Annotated in this window: 24 protein-coding genes; 19 read left to right on the top strand and 5 right to left on the bottom strand. The window is 45.2% G+C overall.

What is annotated here, in order from left to right; all coding sequences use genetic code 11:
* Positions 1–22 precede the first annotated feature (22 nt).
* The 11 genes from MUO14_RS08495 to MUO14_RS08445 all read left to right on the top strand — a co-directional run bounded on the left by MUO14_RS08495 (position 23) and on the right by MUO14_RS08445 (position 10,187).
* Complete coding sequence (locus MUO14_RS08495; protein WP_244754806.1) at positions 23–427, top strand: F0F1 ATP synthase subunit epsilon; 405 nt, start codon at positions 23–25, stop codon at positions 425–427.
* 345 nt (positions 428–772) lie between these two features.
* The gene (locus tag MUO14_RS08490; protein ID WP_244754805.1) at positions 773–1,006 is read left to right on the top strand and encodes a DUF1146 family protein; all 234 of its coding nucleotides are present in this window, start codon (positions 773–775) and stop codon (positions 1,004–1,006) included.
* An 84-nt stretch (positions 1,007–1,090) separates the two neighbouring features.
* On the top strand, positions 1,091–1,807 hold the full coding sequence (locus MUO14_RS08485; RefSeq protein WP_244754804.1) for a YwmB family TATA-box binding protein: 717 nt from the start codon (positions 1,091–1,093) through the stop codon (positions 1,805–1,807).
* A 34-nt stretch (positions 1,808–1,841) separates the two neighbouring features.
* Entirely contained in the window at positions 1,842–3,152 is a 1,311-nt protein-coding gene (gene murA / locus MUO14_RS08480) for a UDP-N-acetylglucosamine 1-carboxyvinyltransferase (protein ID WP_244754803.1), read from the top strand.
* Between the two features lie 129 nt (positions 3,153–3,281).
* Positions 3,282–4,325 (top strand): stage II sporulation protein D, encoded by a 1,044-nt coding sequence (gene spoIID / locus MUO14_RS08475; protein ID WP_244754802.1) that lies wholly within the window; start codon positions 3,282–3,284, stop codon positions 4,323–4,325.
* Positions 4,326–5,084: 759 nt separating this feature from the next.
* Positions 5,085–6,113, top strand: coding sequence for a stage II sporulation protein SpoIIQ (locus MUO14_RS08470; protein ID WP_244754801.1), 1,029 nt, complete (start codon positions 5,085–5,087; stop codon positions 6,111–6,113).
* Between the two features lie 415 nt (positions 6,114–6,528).
* Positions 6,529–6,807 (top strand): sporulation transcriptional regulator SpoIIID, encoded by a 279-nt coding sequence (gene spoIIID, locus MUO14_RS08465; RefSeq protein ID WP_244754800.1) that lies wholly within the window; start codon positions 6,529–6,531, stop codon positions 6,805–6,807.
* A 168-nt stretch (positions 6,808–6,975) separates the two neighbouring features.
* Entirely contained in the window at positions 6,976–7,977 is a 1,002-nt protein-coding gene (gene mreB, locus MUO14_RS08460) for a rod shape-determining protein (protein WP_244754799.1), read from the top strand.
* 25 nt (positions 7,978–8,002) lie between these two features.
* The gene (locus MUO14_RS08455; protein WP_244754798.1) at positions 8,003–8,830 is read left to right on the top strand and encodes a flagellar hook-basal body protein; all 828 of its coding nucleotides are present in this window, start codon (positions 8,003–8,005) and stop codon (positions 8,828–8,830) included.
* A gap of 185 nt (positions 8,831–9,015) precedes the next feature.
* A complete protein-coding gene (locus MUO14_RS08450) occupies positions 9,016–9,903 on the top strand; it encodes a flagellar hook-basal body protein (RefSeq protein WP_244754797.1) in 888 nt (295 codons plus the stop codon).
* Positions 9,904–9,923: 20 nt separating this feature from the next.
* Positions 9,924–10,187 (top strand): DNA-directed RNA polymerase subunit beta, encoded by a 264-nt coding sequence (locus tag MUO14_RS08445; protein ID WP_244754796.1) that lies wholly within the window; start codon positions 9,924–9,926, stop codon positions 10,185–10,187.
* A gap of 218 nt (positions 10,188–10,405) precedes the next feature.
* On the opposite strand, the gene MUO14_RS08440 is transcribed toward MUO14_RS08445, so the two are convergent.
* Positions 10,406–11,179, bottom strand: coding sequence for a hypothetical protein (locus MUO14_RS08440; RefSeq protein ID WP_244754795.1), 774 nt, complete (start codon positions 11,177–11,179; stop codon positions 10,406–10,408).
* Between the two features lie 258 nt (positions 11,180–11,437).
* On the opposite strand from MUO14_RS08440, the gene MUO14_RS24280 reads away from it, so the two are divergent.
* From MUO14_RS24280 to MUO14_RS08430, 3 genes are all read left to right on the top strand, one after another.
* A complete protein-coding gene (locus tag MUO14_RS24280) occupies positions 11,438–12,010 on the top strand; it encodes an FAD-dependent monooxygenase (protein ID WP_255822177.1) in 573 nt (190 codons plus the stop codon).
* Positions 11,959–12,747, top strand: a complete 789-nt coding sequence (locus MUO14_RS24275; protein WP_255822176.1) for an FAD-dependent oxidoreductase — start codon at positions 11,959–11,961, stop codon at positions 12,745–12,747. Before MUO14_RS24280 ends, MUO14_RS24275 begins: the two co-directional genes overlap by 52 nt.
* 97 nt (positions 12,748–12,844) lie before the next feature.
* Complete coding sequence (locus tag MUO14_RS08430) at positions 12,845–13,933, top strand: class I SAM-dependent methyltransferase (protein WP_244754794.1); 1,089 nt, start codon at positions 12,845–12,847, stop codon at positions 13,931–13,933.
* 264 nt (positions 13,934–14,197) lie between these two features.
* Here the strand turns inward: MUO14_RS08430 and MUO14_RS08425 are convergent, their stop codons facing one another.
* Positions 14,198–14,344 (bottom strand): lmo0937 family membrane protein, encoded by a 147-nt coding sequence (locus tag MUO14_RS08425; protein WP_244754793.1) that lies wholly within the window; start codon positions 14,342–14,344, stop codon positions 14,198–14,200.
* Positions 14,345–14,580: 236 nt separating this feature from the next.
* On the opposite strand from MUO14_RS08425, the gene fabZ reads away from it, so the two are divergent.
* From fabZ to MUO14_RS08405, 4 genes are all read left to right on the top strand, one after another.
* A complete protein-coding gene (gene fabZ, locus MUO14_RS08420; protein WP_244754792.1) occupies positions 14,581–15,003 on the top strand; it encodes a 3-hydroxyacyl-ACP dehydratase FabZ in 423 nt (140 codons plus the stop codon).
* 284 nt (positions 15,004–15,287) lie between these two features.
* Complete coding sequence (locus MUO14_RS08415) at positions 15,288–16,604, top strand: S8 family peptidase (RefSeq protein WP_244754791.1); 1,317 nt, start codon at positions 15,288–15,290, stop codon at positions 16,602–16,604.
* A 105-nt stretch (positions 16,605–16,709) separates the two neighbouring features.
* A complete protein-coding gene (locus tag MUO14_RS08410) occupies positions 16,710–18,044 on the top strand; it encodes an N-acetylmuramoyl-L-alanine amidase (protein ID WP_244754790.1) in 1,335 nt (444 codons plus the stop codon).
* Positions 18,045–18,251: 207 nt separating this feature from the next.
* Entirely contained in the window at positions 18,252–18,599 is a 348-nt protein-coding gene (locus MUO14_RS08405) for a hypothetical protein (protein ID WP_244754789.1), read from the top strand.
* 348 nt (positions 18,600–18,947) lie between these two features.
* Here the strand turns inward: MUO14_RS08405 and MUO14_RS08400 are convergent, their stop codons facing one another.
* Positions 18,948–19,136: a YjfB family protein gene (locus tag MUO14_RS08400; protein WP_255822175.1), complete on the bottom strand. Its 189-nt coding sequence runs from the start codon at positions 19,134–19,136 to the stop codon at positions 18,948–18,950.
* Between the two features lie 279 nt (positions 19,137–19,415).
* Between MUO14_RS08400 and MUO14_RS08395 the strand changes: the two genes are divergently transcribed.
* Positions 19,416–20,039 carry a hypothetical protein gene (locus tag MUO14_RS08395; protein WP_244754787.1) on the top strand — a complete coding sequence of 208 codons (624 nt, stop codon included), beginning with the start codon at positions 19,416–19,418 and terminating at the stop codon, positions 20,037–20,039.
* Between the two features lie 351 nt (positions 20,040–20,390).
* On the opposite strand, the gene MUO14_RS08390 is transcribed toward MUO14_RS08395, so the two are convergent.
* Together MUO14_RS08390 and MUO14_RS08385 are read right to left on the bottom strand one after the other, a co-directional pair.
* Positions 20,391–20,678, bottom strand: a complete 288-nt coding sequence (locus tag MUO14_RS08390; RefSeq protein WP_244754786.1) for a hypothetical protein — start codon at positions 20,676–20,678, stop codon at positions 20,391–20,393.
* Between the two features lie 16 nt (positions 20,679–20,694).
* Positions 20,695–21,288, bottom strand: a complete 594-nt coding sequence (locus tag MUO14_RS08385; RefSeq protein WP_244754785.1) for a Rho GTPase-activating protein — start codon at positions 21,286–21,288, stop codon at positions 20,695–20,697.
* Between the last annotated feature and the right edge of the window lie 139 nt (positions 21,289–21,427).

The raw sequence follows: 21,427 nt of genomic DNA, 5'->3' as shown, positions 1-21,427 counted from the left end.
ATCTGCCTAAGGAGGAATAGCTATGAAGACACTAACGGTGAGTGTTGTCACTCCTGATGGCCCGATACTAGAAGACGCATACGACATGGTTAGCTGTAAAGCGGAAAGCGGGGAGCTAGGCATTATGCCCGGACACATCCCAATGGTCGCCCCCTTATCCATCAGCGCCGTTCGTCTCAAAGGGAAAGGACAATCAGATCGAATTGCCGTAAGTGGCGGGTTCCTTGAAGTCCGCCCAGACAAAGTAACTATCCTGGCACAATCCGCTGAGAGACCTTCCGACATTGATATCGACCGTGCCCGCAAAGCCAAAGAACGTGCCGAGCAGCGCATGGCCAATAAACAATCCGATATCGACATGAGAAGGGCTGAACTGTCACTCAAAAGAGCCATTAACCGTTTAGACGTTCACGACAATAACTTCTAAAAGCTGCTTTCATTATGAGAGCAGCTTTTTTATTACAAATCAGTATTTTACCACTCTATTAACCGTCCACGCACAATCAGTAATATTACTTCATACCAAGCTATGGTTCACGAGTCCAATCATCCATTTAGAAGGCGGAAATTATTTCGTGCTTTTTGTCATTATTCCCCGGGAAATATTATCTTCTGTCTGGGGAAATTATGATATTGACGTATTATGTTCGTTCACACAATGTTCACAAGATAGATGAGGAATCCCCGCGATTATATTGACAAAAGAACGTTATCATGTAATTGTTATTTATGTGTGCAAAAACGGTAGATCCGTCAGTGAGGTGTTTGACGAATGGATCAGTTTCTACTGCAAGACGCACTCCTCAGCATGACCTCTCATATTATCTTTATTATCATCACATGGAAGGTTCTGCAGGCAGTAAACTTGGATGCGTTTTTCCGAAAAGGGCGTATCTTTGAGATCAGAGTGTTAATGATACTTATTACTATCGCCATCGCTACATCTGTCAGTAACTTCTTTCTTGACCTCATTAGCTGGTCAAATAGTCTAGTTTACTTGTTTTAGTGTCGTGTTTTGTCGGTAAATGTATCGTATGAAAGGAACTCTCCCTGTTCACACTTAGAGTATGACACGGGGGAGGAATTACATATGAAGATACTAATGACATGTTTACTATCACTAACAATATTGGCAGGTGTTCATCCGCAAGAAACAGCTAAGGGACATATTGATCTTTCGCCGTTACTAGAGTTGGAAGCTTTTGCTGAAGATGAGCAGCTAGACATTAGAGAATACAAGATTGTATTGAAAGAATCTATTAAAACAGCTAACGTAGAAGAAATGAAGCAGCAAATCAATGAATATCTTCCGCATGCGAATGTGATAGAAGAGGATTCTAATCTCGCTCGTAAATTTATCTTTACAAACGGTCAAAAAAACTCTAATTTTACCGAAACATTTACAGTGATCGTGCCCAAAGACAAGACTGTTTCATCTGATGTAGTTTACTCGCTTACTGCTGGGGGTACACAAGGATTAGCGCAACAGCAAATCAAACAGCAAATTAATGAGTTAAAGTCACGGATTTTTTCAAAAGATGTCACTTTATACACTTGTCTCAAAGCAGAGGCTGGTGGTATTATTGATGATGTTTTAATCTATCAAAAATTCAAAAAAGCACTCAATATAACAACGATCGAAGCAGCCACCGAAGAAAGCTGGACTAGCAGATCCGGCTACACACCAAGGTGGAGCCAAGCCATTCCATTACCCAATGGAGCAATGAATGTCCAATTCGCTACCCGTACATTGGGCGGTCGAACAACCATTACAATTGGCACACCTATCATAACTGCTGAATATTAATAATAATGAATATGGACGCGGAGGAGAATGAACCTTGGATAAAATCATCGTCCGTGGTGGAAGGCAGCTTAATGGCACTGTAAGAGCTGAAGGTGCAAAGAATGCCGTACTGCCTGTCATCGCAGCAAGTATAATTGCAAGTGAAGGGAAAAGTGTTTTACACGACGTCCCGCCATTAGCGGATGTTTACACGATTAATGAAGTCATTAGACATATGAATGCAGATGTAAATATGAAAAACCGATCAGTAACCATTGACGCTTCTAATCAATTAACAACAGAAGCTCCTATAGAATATGTTCGTAAAATGAGAGCGTCTGTACTCGTGTTGGGACCGCTATTGGCCCGCTATGGTCACGCAAAGGTCGCTTTACCAGGAGGGTGTGCAATCGGCTCACGTCCGCTTGATCAACACCTAAAGGGTTTTGAAGCAATGGGCGCCGAAGTAACTGTTGGTAACGGATCAATTGAAGCTCACGTAAACGGTCGTTTGCAGGGAGCCAAGATTTACTTGGACGTACCTAGTGTAGGAGCTACAGAGAACATCATTATGGCTGCTGCACTGGCAGAAGGAAGAACAGTCCTTGAGAATTGTGCTAAAGAGCCTGAGATTGTTGATCTTGCTAACTTCTTGAACAAAATGGGGGCACGTATTGTTGGTGCAGGTACTGAAACAATCCGTATTGATGGAGTCGATAAACTTTATGGTGCGACCCACACCATCATCCCAGACCGAGTAGAAGCAGGAACCTTTATGGTAGCTGCAGCGATATCGGGTGGTAATGTGCTCGTACAAGGAGCCATGCATGAGCATTTACGCTCAGTAATTTCCAAAATGGAAGAAATGGGTGTAACGATCGAGGAAGAGGAGGATGGGCTTCGTGTTATTGGTCCGAAACAGCTGAAAGCAACGGACATTAAAACGATGCCACACCCTGGTTTCCCGACAGATATGCAATCGCAAATGATGGCACTCATGTTAAGCGCAACGGGCACAAGTGTCATCACAGAAACTGTTTTTGAAAATCGCTTCATGCATGTGGAAGAATTCAGGCGCATGAATGCGAAGATGAAGATAGAAGGCCGCAGCGTTATTGTTGAAGGACCTTCAGCCCTTCAAGGTGCTGAAGTGCAAGCCACCGATTTAAGAGCAGGTGCTGCCCTTATCTTAGCTGGTCTTGTAGCTGAGGGCTATACACGTGTAACAGAATTGAAGCATCTGGATCGAGGGTATGTTGATTTTACTGAAAAACTTGCCCAACTCGGTGCTGACATTGAACGTGTAAACGAAGAGGAATCTTACGTGGAAGAATCCGAGCCAAGCGAATCAGTATCGACATTATAATATATGCCTATTTATAAGCAATTCCCGGTCAATTTTTTGATGCGGGGATTGCTTTTTTTAGTTCTATCATCTGTCTTAAATGGATACATTTTAGTAGAGGGATCTACTACTGGTTCAGGAGGACGATATATGAAAAAAAGGCATCGAATCGGAATCGCGGTAATGAGCAGTATTTTTGCAGGAATTATTTTGATCCCGACAGTAATCGTTGTACCATTTATGGGGTCAAATGACACAGCACAAGTCCAAGAAACGCAAGCCCAAGCAGCAGGAGAGGAAGAAGTCACGACGGAGCTTGCAGCTAGTCTATCTCCCTTTTCTATTCATGTATTAAGGAGTGAGACGGATAAAGTCGAAGAGGTTCCTCTAGAGACATACGTTTCAAGAGTAGTGGCGTCAGAAATGCCTGTCAGCTTCGAACTCGAAGCCTTGAAAGCTCAAGCTCTCGCGGCTCGAACGTATATCACGCGACACCTAAGCCAAGGAGGTCCTGCCTCAAAAAAAGCGGATGTTACGGATACTACGCAGCACCAAGTGTACAAAAATGACAAGGAGCTTCGTGATTTATGGGGAGATAAGTATGTGGAAAACATAAGTAAAATTAATAAAGCTGTTGAAGAAACAGCAGGTGAAATTATCACCTATAAACAACAGCCGATTGAAGCCGCCTTTTTCTCAACTAGCAATGGGTACACAGAAAATTCCGAGGACTATTGGAAGCATGAGATCCCTTATTTGAAAAGTGTCGAAAGCCCATGGGATAAAGCATCACCGAAGTTCAATGATCAGAAAATCATCGCCCTAAGCGGACTGGAATCTGCCCTTGGGGTCGACGTGACACCATCCCTTTCCAATTTAAAGCTGACTAAGACAGCAGGCGGACGCGTAGATCAAATAACTATTGGAAGCGAAACGTTCTCCGGCAGAAAAATACGAGAAGCTTTCAACTTGCAATCTAGTGATTTTACAATGGAACAAAAAAATGACCACATCATCTTTACAACACAAGGGTTTGGCCACGGTGTGGGCATGAGCCAATATGGAGCCAACGGTATGGCTAAAGCGGGCAAATCTTACAAAGAGATTATTCAGCACTACTATCAAAATACTGAAATCTCGCCAATGAGCAAACAAACCGCCGCCCTTACAACCGCTAAGCAGACAGTGAATTAAGGGTGAGCGTTCAGGAACGAGAATGGAGCGCTACGTTTGCGAATCGGAGCGCTTAGAGGTAAAAAGGGAGCGCGCCGATTATAATTAGGAGCGTTTTGTTAGAAAAAGTGAGCGGTGAAGAGAGATAAGATTGGTAATAAGGAGTGCTTGCGGTTTCTGCAAGTACTCTTCTCTTTTAGTGGACTAGCTTCTTTTCACTTTTTTTAGCTAGAGGATAGAGTGCCCGAATCGATCGACCGCCATCACTAATTGCATGAAATACGTGATAATTGCACGAAATATTCAATAATTGCACGAAATTCGTGATAATTGCATATAATCCGGAATAATTGCACGTAAATCTCATTAATTGCATATTTGTCGCTATGCTTGGACCCACAGGACGTGGATCAGCCGACGTTGGCACATGCCCCACATGACGTGGCGTAGTTCGGCGTTGAAACAGGAGGACGTATCGAAGTTGACCGAAACTCTTTGAATCCCTTTTTCACTACGGCGCCTTGCTTATGCTTTTCGAGTCTGACCAAGACGCCTCCGCTTTTCTATTGTCTAGCTGCAAGGGGCAGACCTTCGCGACTTAAGCGGTTCATCTCCGTGGGGAAGGACCGCCCCACTGCGACGCTCCGCTTATGCGTGTCAGGTCTAATCGCCCCTTTCCGCTTTTCTCACAAAAATTTTCCTCTCTATGTATAGATTCCCTCAAAAGTGATCAGAATGATTTTTGAGGTGATGAACATGAGAGAGGAAGGAAAGAAAAGCGTGACTAAATTAAAGTTTAAACGCTTAATGCGCAAGAAGTGGATCTATCCAGCTTTGTATCTGTCCGTAGCAGCTTTGGTGTTAGTAGGAGTGTTTTGGTTCCAGCAAAGTTCAAATGATGTAGCGGAACAGGTGAAGGATCAAAATCAAACCAACGTACAAGACGGTTCAAACGCACAAGATCAAGAATCCGTTCCCGTAACTGGTCAGGATGAGAATTTACAAATGCCAGTTGCTGATGAGCAGTCAGCATCCATCGTAACAAAGTTCTTTGATTATGACGCAACAGACGAAGCGCAAGAAAGTGCACTGGTTCTTTACAACAATAAGTACTATCAGAGTGAAGGGATCGATATAGCAAAAGGTGACGGAGCTAATTTTGAAGTAACAGCTTCTCTATCAGGAACCGTTACTGAAGTGAAGGAGGATCCTCTTTACGGTAACGTCGTTCAAATCAGCCATGACAATGAGGTTTCAACTGTCTATGCTAGTCTATCTGATGTTCAAGTAGAAGCTGGATCTGAAGTGTCACAAGGGGACGCTATCGGTCAAGCGGGCCAGAATTCTTTTGGCCAGGCAAGCGGTGTTCACGTTCATTTCGAGGTTAGAAAAGACGATGAGCCACTGAATCCGGAAAACTTCTTTGGAAAAGCAGTTAGTAGTATTGAAGCAAAAGAAGAGAAAGCAAATGCTGAAGAAGGAACTGACGCTTCTAGTGAAGAGGACCAGCCGACAAATAATCAAGTAGAGGACCCATCTACTGAGATCGAACCAGATGGATCTACTGGTGATGAAGGTGAAATGCAGCCGGCTCCTGAACAAGGACAGGCTCCTGAACAAGGGGCGGACCCAACTGAAGGAGACGCTCCAACTGAAGGAGACGCTCCAACTGAAGGGGATGCTCCAACCGAAGGAGACGCTCCGACTGAAGGAGAAGGTACTCCATCCGAAGAAGCTCCATCTGATGACACGGAAGAACCGACACCAGATGAGGAAAGCTCTTCATCCATTTCATCCACACAGGCATAAAGAGAAAATGGGGGTTTTCGAACCTCCATTTTTTTCTGTTTAGCACTGAAAAAGACGTTAATTGTGGGGCACCTTAATTTAAGCCCTTTAAGATCATGCGATTCGCCTGTGTCCCACGCCGAGGATCATAGTTTCGCGCGACGTTTGGCAAATGCACGAACAAGGAATGCAAGGCAGTTCGAGGAAGATTCGCGCTGAGCCCAACCTTCCTGGAACAGTCCGATGCTTTTGCTTCCTTCCCCCGCCTTTTGACATATCTGAGAAGCTCGAGTAATACAATGAGGATAACCGAGCAGTCGGTAGCATCCAGGGTGACACAACTAGAGAAAGTACCAAACACCTCTGAACGCCCAACAACTCTAAACTTGTCTCGAGAAGCGACCCCTTGGATAGTCAATCACAGGAGGCGAGTGATGTGCATGACTACATCAAAGAACGGACAATCAGGACCGGGGAGTACATTGTCGAAACGAAGAAAACGGTAAGAGTTATTGCCAAAGAATTCGGTGTATCGAAAAGTACCGTACACAAAGATTTAACAGAACGTCTGCCAGAAATTAATGCTGATTTAGCCAAGCAAGTAAAAACGATTCTTGATCATCACAAGGAAATTCGACACCTAAGAGGTGGAGAAGCCACGCGTATGAAGTATCGAACTGTTATTGAAGAAGCGCCTGCAGAGCCTACCCACTAATCACGTACTCATCCTCCTACCTACCATATACCTCTTAGGATTGGAACTTTTTTCTTGAGAAATGCGACGAATGATGTAACTTTGTGATAGAATATAGTATTAGATGTACTATGTTGTTATGAAAAAATGACCGAGTAGTTTTTTATGATTAGGGAGGACCTACCAAAGATGTTTGCAAGAGATATCGGAATAGACTTAGGAACAGCGAACGTACTTATTCATGTAAGAGGAAAAGGAATTGTTTTAAACGAACCGTCTGTGGTAGCGATGGACAAAAATACAAGTAAAGTCTTAGAAGTGGGTGAAGAAGCTCGTCGTATGGTGGGACGTACACCAGGTAATATCGAGGCTACCCGTCCGCTAAAAGACGGAGTAATTGCAGACTTCGATGTAACGGAAGCGATGCTGAAGCATTTTATTCAAAAAATAAACGTGCGCGGCTTTTTGTCTAAGCCTCGTATGCTGATTTGCTGCCCGACGAACATTACCAAGGTGGAACAAAAGGCAATTAAAGAAGCGGCTGAGAAATCCGGTGGTAAAAAGATTTACCTCGAAGAAGAGCCGAAAGTTGCAGCGATTGGAGCAGGAATGGAAATCTTCCAGCCGAGCGGGAATATGGTTGTTGACATCGGCGGCGGTACGACCGATGTCGCCGTCATTTCCATGGGCGATATCGTTACCGCTTCCTCTATCAAAATGGCGGGTGACAAATTCGACAACGAAATTCTTCAGTACATTAAGAAACATTATAAGCTCCTGATCGGTGAACGGACAGCCGAGAGCATTAAATTGAGCGTAGCGACTGTTTTCAAAGGAGCACGCAATGAAGAAATCGATATTCGCGGCCGTGATATGATGACGGGATTGCCACGCACGATCACGGTTAATTCAGAAGAAATTGAAGCCTCACTCCGTGAAGCTGTGCAAACCATCGTACAGGCAGCGAAGCAAGTCCTTGAACGTACACCACCGGAGCTGTCAGCTGACATCATCGATCGCGGTGTGATCATGACAGGCGGCGGTGCCCTTCTGCACGGCATTGATCAGCTGCTTGCAGAAGAACTGAAAGTCCCTGTATTAGTGGCGGAAGATCCAATGGATTGTGTGGCCAAAGGTACAGGCATGATGCTTGAAAATATTGATAAGATCACCCGCAATAAAATTAGCTAACAACATCCAAAAAGGAGCGATCGTCTTGCTGAGAGGATTTTATACGGCGGCCTCAGGAATGATGGCCAACCAACGCATGCAGGAAACACTATCGAACAACTTGTCGAACGCCTATACACCAGGGTTTAAATCGGATCAGGGGACAATGCGCGCCTTTCCTGAATTACTGATTCAGCAAATGAACCAAACTTCTGTCCCAACCCGTAATGGAGGCCTCAACCTCCCGACACAGCAACAAATCGGTTCCCTCCATACAGGTGTGTACATGCAGGAAACCGTACCGAAATTCTCTCAGGGCGATTTAAGGGAGACAGGGATCGAGACAGACCTGGCTCTCTTAAATGGCAACCTTCCAGACGAAAATGGCTTTCTATTTTTTAACGTTCAAAACGAAGCAGGTGAACTTCAATATACAAGAAACGGCAACTTCACCGTCGACGGCCAAGGCTTCCTCACTACCAATCAAGGCCACTACGTCCTTGACGACGCAGGAAACCCAATTCAAACCGGCGGCATGGAATTCGACGTCAGTGACAACGGCACTATCAACGTAAACGGCGCAAACATCCCGCTCGGCCTCTCGTACAGTCCCAATTCTTTTGATTTAGAAAAAGGAGGAAATGGGCTGTACGCACCAGGTGAAAACGCCGTCCCATTAGTTGATGCCCGCCAAGGTCAGGGAATCAATTTTAATATCCGGCAAGGGTTTGTTGAACGTTCCAATGTCGACTCGGCCCAAGCCATGACAGAGATGATGAATACATATCGTTCATTTGAAATGAACCAACGCGTATTGAAAGCATACGATCAAAGTATGCAAAAAGCCGTTACAGAGATAGCCAGGTTAGGATAGGAAATAAGCTAGTTTAGCAAAAATAAACTGGGCTAGAAAATAAACCAGGCTGGAATAAGAACTCCGTGAAATAAACAGCTAGTTCAGGATGACGTGATAGGCCGAGATAGCAGCTAAATTAGGATAAGGTACTAGTTAGATGAGGACATAGATCAGGTTATAGGATAAAGGAGAGGGGATTCTCCATGAATCGATCGATGATACAAGCCTCTGTAACGATGGGGCAGATTCAGCATAAACTCGACATCATCGGCCACAACCTGGCCAACACAAATACCCCCGGTTACAAGAGCAGGCAGGCCGATTTTTCCTCCTTGCTTTTACAGCAAATCGACAACCTATCTGATGAGGGGATAAACGAAGCCGCTAACCTGGACACTGCCAATCAGGGGGCTGCTAATCAAGAAGCAGCCAATCAGAACGCTGGCCCATACAGGCTGACACCAGACGGCATACGCAGCGGAGCAGGAGCCAGACTGGCCCACACGAACATTGACCTGAGCCAGGGCAATCTGCAGAAGACAGACCGGTCCTTAGACGTTGCTTTACTTGAAGACCATCATCTGTTTCAATTACAAGTAACGACAGAAAACGGACTCGAAACAAATTATACCCGTTCAGGTAACTTTTACCTTAACCCGTTGAACAACGGCCAAATGCTGCTGACAAATGCTGATGGCCTGCCTGTTTTAGGGGAAGATGGTGAACCCATTCAGTTCGCTGACAACATAGACGGCATGCACATTCGCAAAGACGGCGCGATCCTCATTAACAGAAACGGGATTGAGGCCGTCGAAGCCCAACTTGGAATTGTTGAAGCCATCCGTCCACGCATGCTTGAAGCGGCCGGAAACAATCGCTTTCGTCTTCCGGACAATGCTGATATAGTAGGAGACGGAATCATCGCAAACGCGGACGGACAAGTTCAAAGCGGAACGATCGAAGTATCTAACGTTGATACATCAAAACAAATGACAGACATGCTGATGGCCCAGCGCGCCTATCAATTTAACGCACGCTCGATCTCAACAAGCGATCAAATGATGGGACTCATCAGCCAGCTTAGATCATAAATGTAAGGGGTAAGACAAATATGCCGACAGATGCAAACAAACAAGAGAAAAAACAGTTGCGCAAACAGCACAAACATGGAACCAAAGAAAAAGGAAGAAGAAAACAACGCCGCCGCATCCTGCCCATTTGGCTGCGAATCATCATCGTCCTCTTCCTAAGTGCTCTAGCCCTACTCGTCGGACTCATTGTCGGCTATGGTGTCATCGGTGACGGAAACCCTCTTGATGCCCTCGATTGGTCAACATGGGAGCGCATCTGGAACCTGATCACCAAAACTCAATAATTACTGGTGCTCATTATTCTATGAGCGGACAGCCACGTTAAGAACGCACAAGCCCCCAGGCTCGTGCGTCTTTTTTTGACTTTTTATAAGGAAGGATTATTCCCTATCTTGATCGGGTTGTCCTCTAACGGTCGGTGATTGTTTCCGAACTCCGCAAAGTTGTTCCTTATTAACGATCGATGATTGGTCCCTAACTCCGAAAGATTGTTCTCTAACGATTATTTAACTTCTACTATTTTCTCGCTTGTAGGAATCATGGCATTCTCCAGGTGACTGCCAAAGACAATCTTCCATTGATCGTCTTCCTTGCAAAGAATCACGTTGCTTGTGGAACGAAAATGATCGTATTTCTTTTCTATGTGAGCCATGGCTACGGAATCTGAAATCATTCTGACGCCAAGGGCTTTCACTTCCGGGGCTGGGCCTTTAGCCGATGCCTTGAGGTGGTTGTCAAGTTGTTTCGTGTTGGTTTTAGATAATGTTTTGATATACTTTTTCATTTTCTTTACATTGTCTGAATTTATCGCTTCCGTGTACTCCTGGATGGCTTGTTGGACTTGCTTTTCTGTTGAATTTGTGTTCGTCTTGTCCGAGAACTCAACATACCCAGGGTCGGCAACACCTCTAATGATTTTCCATTTTCCGTCTTTGTTGACGACAGGCATTGTGCCGATCGCGATAAAATCTTTGTAGGTGGAATGCGTCGAGACGATGGCTGTCGTGTCATTCACCATACTGAGATCTGTAATTTTCGCTTCTTGCAGAGGGTGTGATTTACAAAATCCAGTATAAAACTCTTTGACGTTACGAATCTTCTGTGAATGTTCGGATGTTTTCATCATTTCATCGGCGTCACAGTTTTTCTGAGCAGTTAGGAATTGAACAACAGCATTTAATGCGTCCTCTTTTGCCGCAGCCTGAACGTTTGAATTCATGCCAAGGCTTGTAATCACCACTAGCAAGGTAAGAATGATTTTACCAAAAAACTTCACTTGTATGGCCTCCTGTATGTGTAACTTGCTTCTTGATTATTATTAGTCAAGGTAGGATAGTTATCCTCAAAATTTGCTAATGTCCGGGTGGTGATTGTTCCCGATCCTCGCATGATTGTTCTCTAACTCCAAAGGATTGTTCCTTAACCAAAATAAAGCTTCAATAAGGAAAAAGCCGCCTGGTTGGTCAAGAAGGTTTTCTGATTCGTGATTTGTGGAACTACTCAGTTATAGAAGCAACAAGGGAGGGTGCGACTTTTGAAGACAGATGTATTCATTGCCGGCGGCGGAGTGGGTGGCTTAGCCCTGGCTGTTAAGCTGGCGAGCCGCGGTGTGCATGTGACGGTGGCGGAGCAGCTGGCGAAAAAGTCGTCTGCCTATAAAGGAGAGCTGCTACAGCCGAAGACGCTGGCGATTTTGGATCGGCTCGGGGTGCTCCCGGAAACGGAAGCGAGCGGGCATGTGATTGATCAGCTTCGTTTTCTGGAGATCAACCGCCAGACGGATGCCCGGCCAGAGGAGCTCAAATTAACGGAGCTCAATTATAGTCGGGTGGCGAGCAGCTATGATCACGCCCTAATGGTTCCACATGAAACAACGAAGGAAATTTTGCAAGAAAAAGGCACCGCTTATCAGAAATATTTCCATTACTTATCAGGTGCTCGGTTTCTCGGATTTGAAAATGGTCGGGCAAAAGTAAGGCAGCAGAAGTCCATCAAGTATGTGGAGGCACATGTTTACGTGGGGCAGAAGGGCGCAGTTCGCCGACACGTGATGCCATGGATGTTTGGGTCAAGCGGAAGGATTACAATCATCATTTTCTCACGGTGACGATCCCAAGGCCGAGCGACTTCACGAAAGGAAAAATCATTACGACAGCGAGTGATTTTCTCGGATTGTTCCCACTGCCGGACGACGAAGTACGCACGGTGTTTCTGATCAAAGCGGGAACGTTTAAACAAGTGAAAGAGCATGGTCTTGAGCAACTTTATCAGGCATATAGTGAATTAGAACCAGAACTCGCACAAGGCGTGCGGGCCATACAAAACTGGAAAGCCGTGCAGCTGATGATCCCGTTTACGTATCATATCGATCGCTATTATAAAGGGAATCTTGCGTTGATTGGCGATGCCGCCCATACCGTCCATCCGATGGCCGGGGAGGGAATGAACCTCGCTATTCAAGATGCGGACGTGCTCGGTGAACTGCTGGCCTGGTGTAAGGAAAACGATGTTCCCTACCATGATCACTTGCACTACTACGAGGACGTGCGCAAACCTCGGGTTGAATTTTTGCTAAACCTGAGCCATTTGTCAGCATTGGTCTACTCGGTTCCATACCAATGGTGGCGCAATATCCGCATGCGCGCCGTTCAGCGGATGTATGACGACGACCAGCTCCATGTCAAGCAAATGTTAAATATATCAGGTCTCGGAAAATGGAAGTTCACACTGTTCGATCGAGCGATCCAGGGGAGTATCCTTCCCGCCCGCAGCAAGAGAGTGAGCGATCGCAAACAACGGCAGTTTCTGTTCAGTGAAGCGGAGGATTACCCGTGGAGAACATAAGAAGTGAGTGTTCAAAAAGTTTCCAAATGAGAACGAAGAGGTTCGCCGCTTACATTTGGTGAATTTTTGAACAACCTCTAGAAAGGGAAGGTGTAATATGATGAACGAATGGGTTACCGCCATGCAAGCAAGAAAATGGATGAAAAAGAACGAATCATTTTTACCAGGGTGGCACGCCTATGTAGGCACAGAACTCGGCTTATTTGATCACTTCGCCAAAGCGAAAACCGTCACTGACGTCGCGAGCGAAACCGGCTTTGCTCACGACCTGCTCTCCTCCTGGGTTCGCGTCGGAGTCGCGGTCAAACACTTGAAAAAGCGCCCCAACAACCGCTTCCGCACATCCAAGAAACGCTGTGCCGCGCTCATGGGCGACAACGCATCCCCCGGTGTCAAAGCCCTTTTGAAGGAAGTGATGGAACTCCACATGCCAACACTCCTCGACTACCCAGCTTATATGAAGAACAACCATCGCGCCCGCTTCGATCACGAACGCCACGGCGAGGTCGTTGCTGAAACCTCGGCACTAATTGAACATTTTGCGATTAAAAAAATAAAAAAGATGATACACGATCAACAGGTGAACGCGATCGTCGACTTAGGCTGTGGCCACGGTGGGTATTTGCGAAAGCTAGCCGAGGATTATCCAAACGTCCAAATGACAGGCGTCGATATCAACCCAGACGTCGTCAACCAAGCCCGCTCCAAATCAGAAGGCTACCCTAATATCAGCTTTGAAGTCGGCGACGTTTCCAATTGGCAGCCAGCGGAGGATTCCGGTTCACCCGAAGTCATCCTGCTGCACAATATTTTTCACTACATCCAGCCAGACTTTCGTGAACAGCTGCTCAACCATTTATATAGTTACTTGAAAAAAGATGGACTGATTTCTGCCATCACACCGATTAACGAAACAGAGCACGGTGAAGCCTTTTCCTCCGCCTTTAACAGCTTTTTCGTCGCCCATTCCAACTTGTTCGCCTTACCAAATGTGGCCGAACTGGAAGGCTTGGCCGAATCCTGCCGCTTTGATTTATTCGACCTTGATCCGATTATAAAGGAAGGGTCCTGGTATACATTCTGGCTCACCCCAAGCATAAAAGTGGAGAAAATCGGCCGCTATCAAGAGGCAGAAGAAAACGAACAAACCCTAAGCACCCCACGGCAATTAACCAAATCCTCCTAACCCAAAAAAGCGGTGAAACCCCACATGGCCTCACCGCTTTTTTGTAAAACAATCCCACCTCAGGTCATCCAGTAAATTCCATGTGGGCAGGTTATCGTGTTTTTTATTTGCAAATATGCAATTATTCCATAAAATGTGCAATTATCCGGTTTTTCGTGCAATTAATAAAAATTACGTGCAATTATTCAATATTTTGTGCAATTAATCCTAACAAGGCAGTCGTTCCAGCCGCACGGCTCCATTCTTACAAGGATCGTCTGCCTGCTAATGCCGCCCGCGTTTGCGAAAAATTCGAATTAGAAAAACCACGAGTGCAACGACAAGCAATAAGTGTATCAGCCCGCCGGCAATGTCGATAATGACACCAAACAGCCATAAAGCTAGTAAAATGATTAAAATGGTCCAAAGCATGTGAGAACCTCCTTATCTTATTCTCTGAGTAAGCCCGCATCACCACATTTAGTGCGAGCAGCCAGGCGTTTGAAATCATAATTCCATTGCTCTCGTCTCCTGCAAGGTACGCTCAGACTTACTCGAACATCTTGTGTCGTGACTGACAAGGCTCTTAGAATTTTTCATGAAAATTTTTGTCGAATGGATAAGATGCCAGTATAATAAGGATAGTTTGTACTGAAAGGAGCTTTCCTATGCTGGATATTCAAGCAATCAAAGAAATTATTCCGCACCGTTACCCATTCCTATTAATCGACCAGGTGGAAGAAATCGAAGAAGGCAAACGCGCTGTTGGTTATAAAAATGTTACCGCAAACGAACCCTTCTTCCAGGGCCATTTCCCTGACTACCCTGTGATGCCGGGTGTGCTCATCACTGAGGCCCTTGCTCAAATGGGTGCTGTCGCTATGTTGAAAAAAGAGGAAAATCAGGGCAAACTCGCCTTTTTTACTGGAATTGACAAATGCCGCTTCAAGCGTCAAGTCAAACCAGGCGACCGTCTTAAACTCGAAGTCGAAATCGTCCGCCTTAAAGGACCGATCGGCAAAGGTAAAGCGATTGCCACGGTTGATGGCGAAACTGCCTGCGAAACGGAAATCATGTTCGCCCTTAAATAATGATCGCGTAAGCCGTCCTACTTGGGCGGCTTTTTATGATTGAGGAAGCATAAATCTCACGTGATACCGCCTTAAGACTTTTTTATAATAAAAAACAATCGGCTTCGAACTTCTCCTCGCCAATCGTATAAATAACCTCTAGTCCAGCGCCCTATCATTTTCCCACTTAGTATACTCTTTTCTATTAGACAAGCGCCTTTTTTGCTATTATCTCCGTTAAATACCGCCATCTCTTTTTCAAAAAAACATAGAATACAGCATTAAGATAAAAAGGAGGTGGTAGAATGTTAGGATTCTCTATGATTCAACTTACCCGAAACCATGGTGAAAAATTTGACAAAGAACTGCGACAGAGGTTAGTTCATTTATATCGTCCTTTACGCAGTACGCCTTGTTTTTTACACCGTCCGATTGAAAATAGATTGAAGAAAGCGAAGAAGTTTCCCGTGATTATTGAATTTGAACAAATGTATTCAGGGTTAACGAAGGCTCATGATCATATTAATGCGGATAGTAAATGCAAGATCGTCCATGAGTTTCCGAGCACATCTAGTTGTTCGGCGGTCTTAAACGCAGCCACAATTGAAAAACTCATTAACGATGACTGTCAGATTAAGAAGATTTACTATGATCGTGAAGTGACGGCCTTGATGGATGTGGCTTCGCCCTCTGTTCATGCAAAACAATTGAATGACAACGGGATTACGGGTAAAGGTGTTAATATTGCTGTCGTTGATACAGGTGTGCATCCACACCCGGATTTAACGGAGCCAACGAATCGTATCATTGCCTTTAAAGATTTTATTAACAACAAAGTTGAACCTTATGATGATAATGGACATGGTACTCATTGCGCTGGAGATGCAGCTGGTAATGGGTTTTCTTCGAATTTGAAGTACCGTGGGTCTGCTCCTGAGTCTGGGATTATTGGGGTGAAGGTACTGAACAATATGGGTTCAGGCTCTCTCTCAACGATCGTTTCCGGTATTCAATGGTGTATTGACCATAAGGAAGAGCACAAAATCGATGTGATCTCCTTATCTTTGGGTGCAGCAGCAGATGAGTCAGATTGTAACGATCCGCTTGTTCAAATTGTAGATCAAGCATGGGAAAGCGGGATTGTTGTTTGTGTAGCTGCTGGAAACTCAGGGCCTGACCAACGAACGATTGGCACCCCAGGTATCAGCTCGAAGGTTGTAACGGTCGGGGCAATGGATGACCAGAATACGATTAATCGTACTGATGAAGAAATTGCACCGTTCTCAAGTCGCGGCCCTGCTTGCGGGGAGGAATCGAAGCCGGATTTACTAGCTCCTGGCGTAAACATTGTCTCCTTAAGAGCACCTGGATCTTTCCTTGACAAAACGTCGAAATCGAGTCGAGTCGAGGATGATTATTTTTCTTTATCAGGAACATCGATGGCGACTCCGATCTGTGCTGGGGTAGCGGCGCTTATCCTCCAGGTTTATCCAGAGTTTACACCTGACCAGGTGAAGCAGCGACTTCTTGAAAGCGCAGTGGATAAAGGATTGCCGGAATATGTACAGGGTGCTGGATATTTAGATGCCCAACAGGCTGTAGAGTCTACGGATAGTGAGTAGTAAAGCTAGTTTAGGGGAAGGAGGTGTTGGACAAATACTTTACTGATAAATTCGACCATTTAGGATAATTTTGCTAACTATAAAAAAGGAAAGGGAGGTATTACGATGTTTAAATTATATTTAGATCCGGGGCACGGAGGGAATGACCCTGGTGCTACCGGAAATGGGTTACAGGAAAAAAATGTTAACCTGGATATCGCGTTACGTATCCGTGATATTCTGAATAATGAATATCGAGATGTTGACGTCAATATGAGCCGAACAACGGACACGACTAAGAGTCTAACTCAACGAACAAATGAAGCCAATGCATGGAACGCAGACTATTATTTGTCGATTCACATCAATGCTTTTAATGGTTCTGCACGTGGATACGAGGATTATATTTATGTTGGTTTGTCGGAGTCATCGCAGACAGCCCAATACCAGGATATTATGCACAATGAGATCACGGCTGTGAACGAGTTAACAGACCGCGGCCAGAAACAGGCCAATTTTCATGTGTTGAGGGAATCCGCGATGCCGGCCCTTTTAACGGAAAATGGCTTTATTGATAATGCAAACAATGCGGCAAAATTGGCGGACGCTTCTTACCGTCAAAAAGTAGCCCGTGGGCATGTAAATGGCCTCGAGCGTGCCTTTAATCTTGAAAAGGCCGCTTCCGAAACGCTGTACAGGGTGATTGCTGGTTCCTTCCAGGTCAAAGAGAACGCTGAAGAGCGAGTCACTTACCTTGATTCCAGGGGCATTCCGGCTTTTATTAGTGAAACATCGGTCTCAGGAAGCACATGGTACCGCGTACAAGCGGGTGCTTTTAGAAATCGAACGAATGCAGACCAGCGACTTTCAGAGGTAAAAGCAGCCGGGATAGGCGATGCTTATATTCAGGTGGAGGAAGGTGACAATCCTGAAGTGTCGGGATATGGCATCTTAGGTTCTGTCTCGCTTGCTCCGGAACACATGGATCAATTTGTCCGCAGCATTAATCCAGATGCTCCTTCGCTGGGAAATTACTATTTAACCTTTGGAGAGGCTTATGGGATTAGAGGCGATATTGCTTTTGCCCAAGCCCTTCATGAAACGAATTATTTCCGTTTTACGGGAATTGTTAATGAGGAACAAAATAATTATGCAGGGATTGGTGCCACAGGTCCTGATAACTCAGGAGCAAGTTTTGCAACACCTGAAGAGGGAGTCCTTGCGCATATACAGCATTTGTATGCCTATGCATCCACTGAAGCTTTACCAGACGACTATGTATTAGTTGACCCGCGCTTTGACCTTGTTACACGAGGCAGTGCGAGGGATTGGGTAGGTTTAAATGGAAAGTGGGCTGTTCCCGGTGATCAATATGGACAACTGATACTAGGTTTATATGAAGACGTAGTCAATGCAAGTATCACTCAACTACAGAATGTGCTTGATCAAATAGAGTTATAAGACTCTGCCAAAATGACAATCTCTATGACTTATAATTGCCAGGGAGTGTGCCGCCAAATTTTAGGCGGCACACTCTTCATTTATTTACATTTGGATGCACTTCCTAGACATTTGCTAGAAAAACAAAAATAGCCTTCAACTGTATAAACCTTTTCTCACACGGTTACACTAGAGATCGTAATCGAAACTAAAGGGAGGAAATCTAACATGAAAAATATCGCACTAAAACTACTCATTGCTTTCCTAGCTATCTCTGTCATAGGAGCTTGTGCTGCTGAAGAAGAGGAGCAGCCAGCTGAAAACGGAGAGAACATGCCAGAGGAAGAAAATAACGGAACAGAAGATGGTGCTCCGACTGAAGAAAATAACGGAACGGAAGACGGTGCTCCGACAGAACAAGATACTGATCCGACAAAAGAAGATGGCACTGAAATGGATGAAGATCAGCAGCAAGGTGGAGAAGGTACTGATAACGGTGGCACAGATACAGACGATGGAAACCAAGACACCTCGAATGAAGATACAATGGAAAACGACCAAAATAACAATCAATAATCGAGGTACAGCCGCTCCCGTGTAGCGGCTCTTTTTTTGCCCTTTTTCGACGATGATCCTTGAAAAAAGACAGCCAGCCGCTTCGGAGGCCACTGAAAGAGTGACGTTTGTTCCTTTCATTCTTCGTGGTGGGTTCCGTTATAAAAAAGAGAAAGGTGGCTGGGAAGCGAGTCGTTCCCGATCCCTGTTTCTGTACAATAATGGAGTGGGGCATCTTCTTATTTTACTATACACAGACTTTTCAGTGGCCTCCCGCCTCCCAAGAGTCATCCCAAACCACGCCTTCACAAAAAAACAACAGGCAGCCCGCCCGCGTTCAAAAAAGCACACTCGCCGCCTGTCCACACACTATCCTTTTAAATCAATTTGACTCCCGTGCGTCGGGTGCGGCACTGGCTGCACTGACTGCTGTAGCATTTGCACCATCTGATTGCCCTTGGCTTCAGACGTCTGCATCGTTTTGTCCATCACAGCAAGACTCGCCTGCTGCCTTACGTGGGCCTGGCTCATGATCATAGACGCCGCTGCTATGTCCATACCCTCACACTCCTCTCCTTATCATTATCGGGAAACTATTAGAAAAGTGAACCCTCTATCATTACAATACGTTTACGATTTGTGCGCAACCTTGGCAAACAGTCCATCATTTAGGTAAAATAGAGAATAATAAGGATGTTCAAAAGGTCACCCATTCTAAGGGCGGCAGCTTTTTGACCATATATTAAAGTCCCCTCATTCTACTTTACAACTTTTTTGCAAAATAGAAGTTTTCCAAAGAGAAATCTGTGGAATAGGGAAACGAGAGGTGAAAAATCGATGAAATACAGAACAGCCGCAGACATAAAGCCATTACTATTGGACGAGCAAGAGAAAGTAGTAAACAAAATTCCTAGAGAAAAAGTCGATGTCTACGTCTATTTGAATCAAGACTTCGATAACACGTACGTGCCAGATGACACGATCTATCAATTCGTCTTTCGCCATTTCTTCAAGTTGGACAACCCGAGCCTCACAAAAGAATTCGAAAGCGAATATTTCAAATTAATGGAAGAGCAGCGTGACCAAGAGCGCCCAAATATCGTGCAAATTACTAAACGCCTGTACGAGGTCAAGAACCATAAAGGGAATCCAACTATGCAGTTCCCGCTCGCCGCAGCCATGCTGCATGCCATTAACCCGGCATTCCCAACATACGACAGCGACATCGCCAAAGCGTTCGACTTCTCATCCACCTATCATCTATCCGGCTTCGAGAAAAAAATGAAGCGCTACATCAGGCAATACCAACACACCTATCAAACCTACACGGAATTACTTGATGACGAGGCGATCATGCCGCTTCTAAACCATTTTGATGAGAAATTCCCTGATCACAACCAGCTGCCACAGGTGAAAAAGCTCGATCTCATCATTGCGCAGCTCGGCAATACGATGCAATAAGGAACAAAAGCGCGGGGCGCCCTGGTAGACACGACAGTGGAAGTTCGACTAAGATCGGGGAAAGAGGAAGTTCGACTAAAACCGAAACGTCCTGTTTCAACGCCGAACGACCCCACGTCCTGTGGGGCCACGGAAGCGATTGACTAGTCTTTCGTGTCTTGGGCGCTGGAGCTGGATGTGGCTAACTTCATGTAAAGCTTATCCATAGGCAAATATTTTATAATTTCCTAGACGACTACATAACCGTCAAGCTCAAAGCATGAGCCTGGCGGTTTTTATGTCATAAAAAAAAGCACCCCTCCGAATGGTCTGGAGGAGTGCATCAGCATCAGCATCAAAATCAACGACTGACTATTGGAGCAGAAGGCCCATAACAACTGCCATCCCGACCGCAAAGGTGAAGGATCCTAATACGAGCCACCTGGGCGTTCCTTTCACCATATATTGTACGAAGGAAATCATTACAAAAAGCCCAATTGCCGGAAGACCAAGCCCATTAATGGTGATCGTTCCCCCAGTCACAAGCATAAAGGCTACAAATAACATCCCATAAGATAATGCTGCCGTTGTTGCGTTGGAAGGCTCTCCAAATACACCATTACGATTCGACCGATGACCAAAAGTCCCTTCTTTTTGCATAAAGATCAAACCTCCTCTAGAAACAGTTCTTCTGTATCCCGCTAATACCGATAATTTCAGCAGCAGTGCCACCCGCAATTTGCAGGAAATCCGTTGAGTTACCCGCTCCCACGAGTAATCTCGCCGTTTCTCTGACACCGCCTAAAGCTCTCACTGCCTTGTAAGCTTTAAAGATCGGCACAACAGCCGCCGTAATGAAAGCCGCACATTTCGTTACTTTCCAAGCATTCCCCCAAAAGCCCGTCGGTAATACCTCAGTCTTGCCACTGCTCGTTGTTATCATTGAAGTTCCGTCCGTTTTAAATTCAATGGAAGTGGTGTCTTCAGGCAGCCTTTGTACTCCCTCTTCAGCAAGCAAATAATTGACGGCATGAATGTTGCTGCTTTTCAAGTTGTGTACCAATACACTCGCATGACCTACCCTTATTTCCGCTTGAGGAGCTGCAAATAGATATCCGTTATGAAATAGAGAATATGACATCGAAGGAGAAGGAGCTTCATTTTTGAACGTTTTCTCACCAGACGCGAATGACCTCTGTGGCAGAATGACCATACTAAGCATGAACACCAGAGACAAGGCTAGCACCATCCACCTTTTCGCCTGAGCCATCTTAACCCTCCTAGTTTGCTCCCACTCGTAGATGCTTGTTTTTCCTTATTTTACCTTATATATAATTTAGCATAAAATGTTGGAAATGCACACATGAAAAAGGATGCAATCTACACAATAAGATAGGGGATTCGCCCTA

Origin of the sequence: Halobacillus shinanisalinarum, from assembly GCF_022919835.1 — a bacterium.
GTDB lineage: Bacteria > Bacillota > Bacilli > Bacillales > Halobacillaceae > Halobacillus_A > Halobacillus_A shinanisalinarum.
This window is presented reverse-complemented; position numbering and strand designations above follow the sequence as displayed.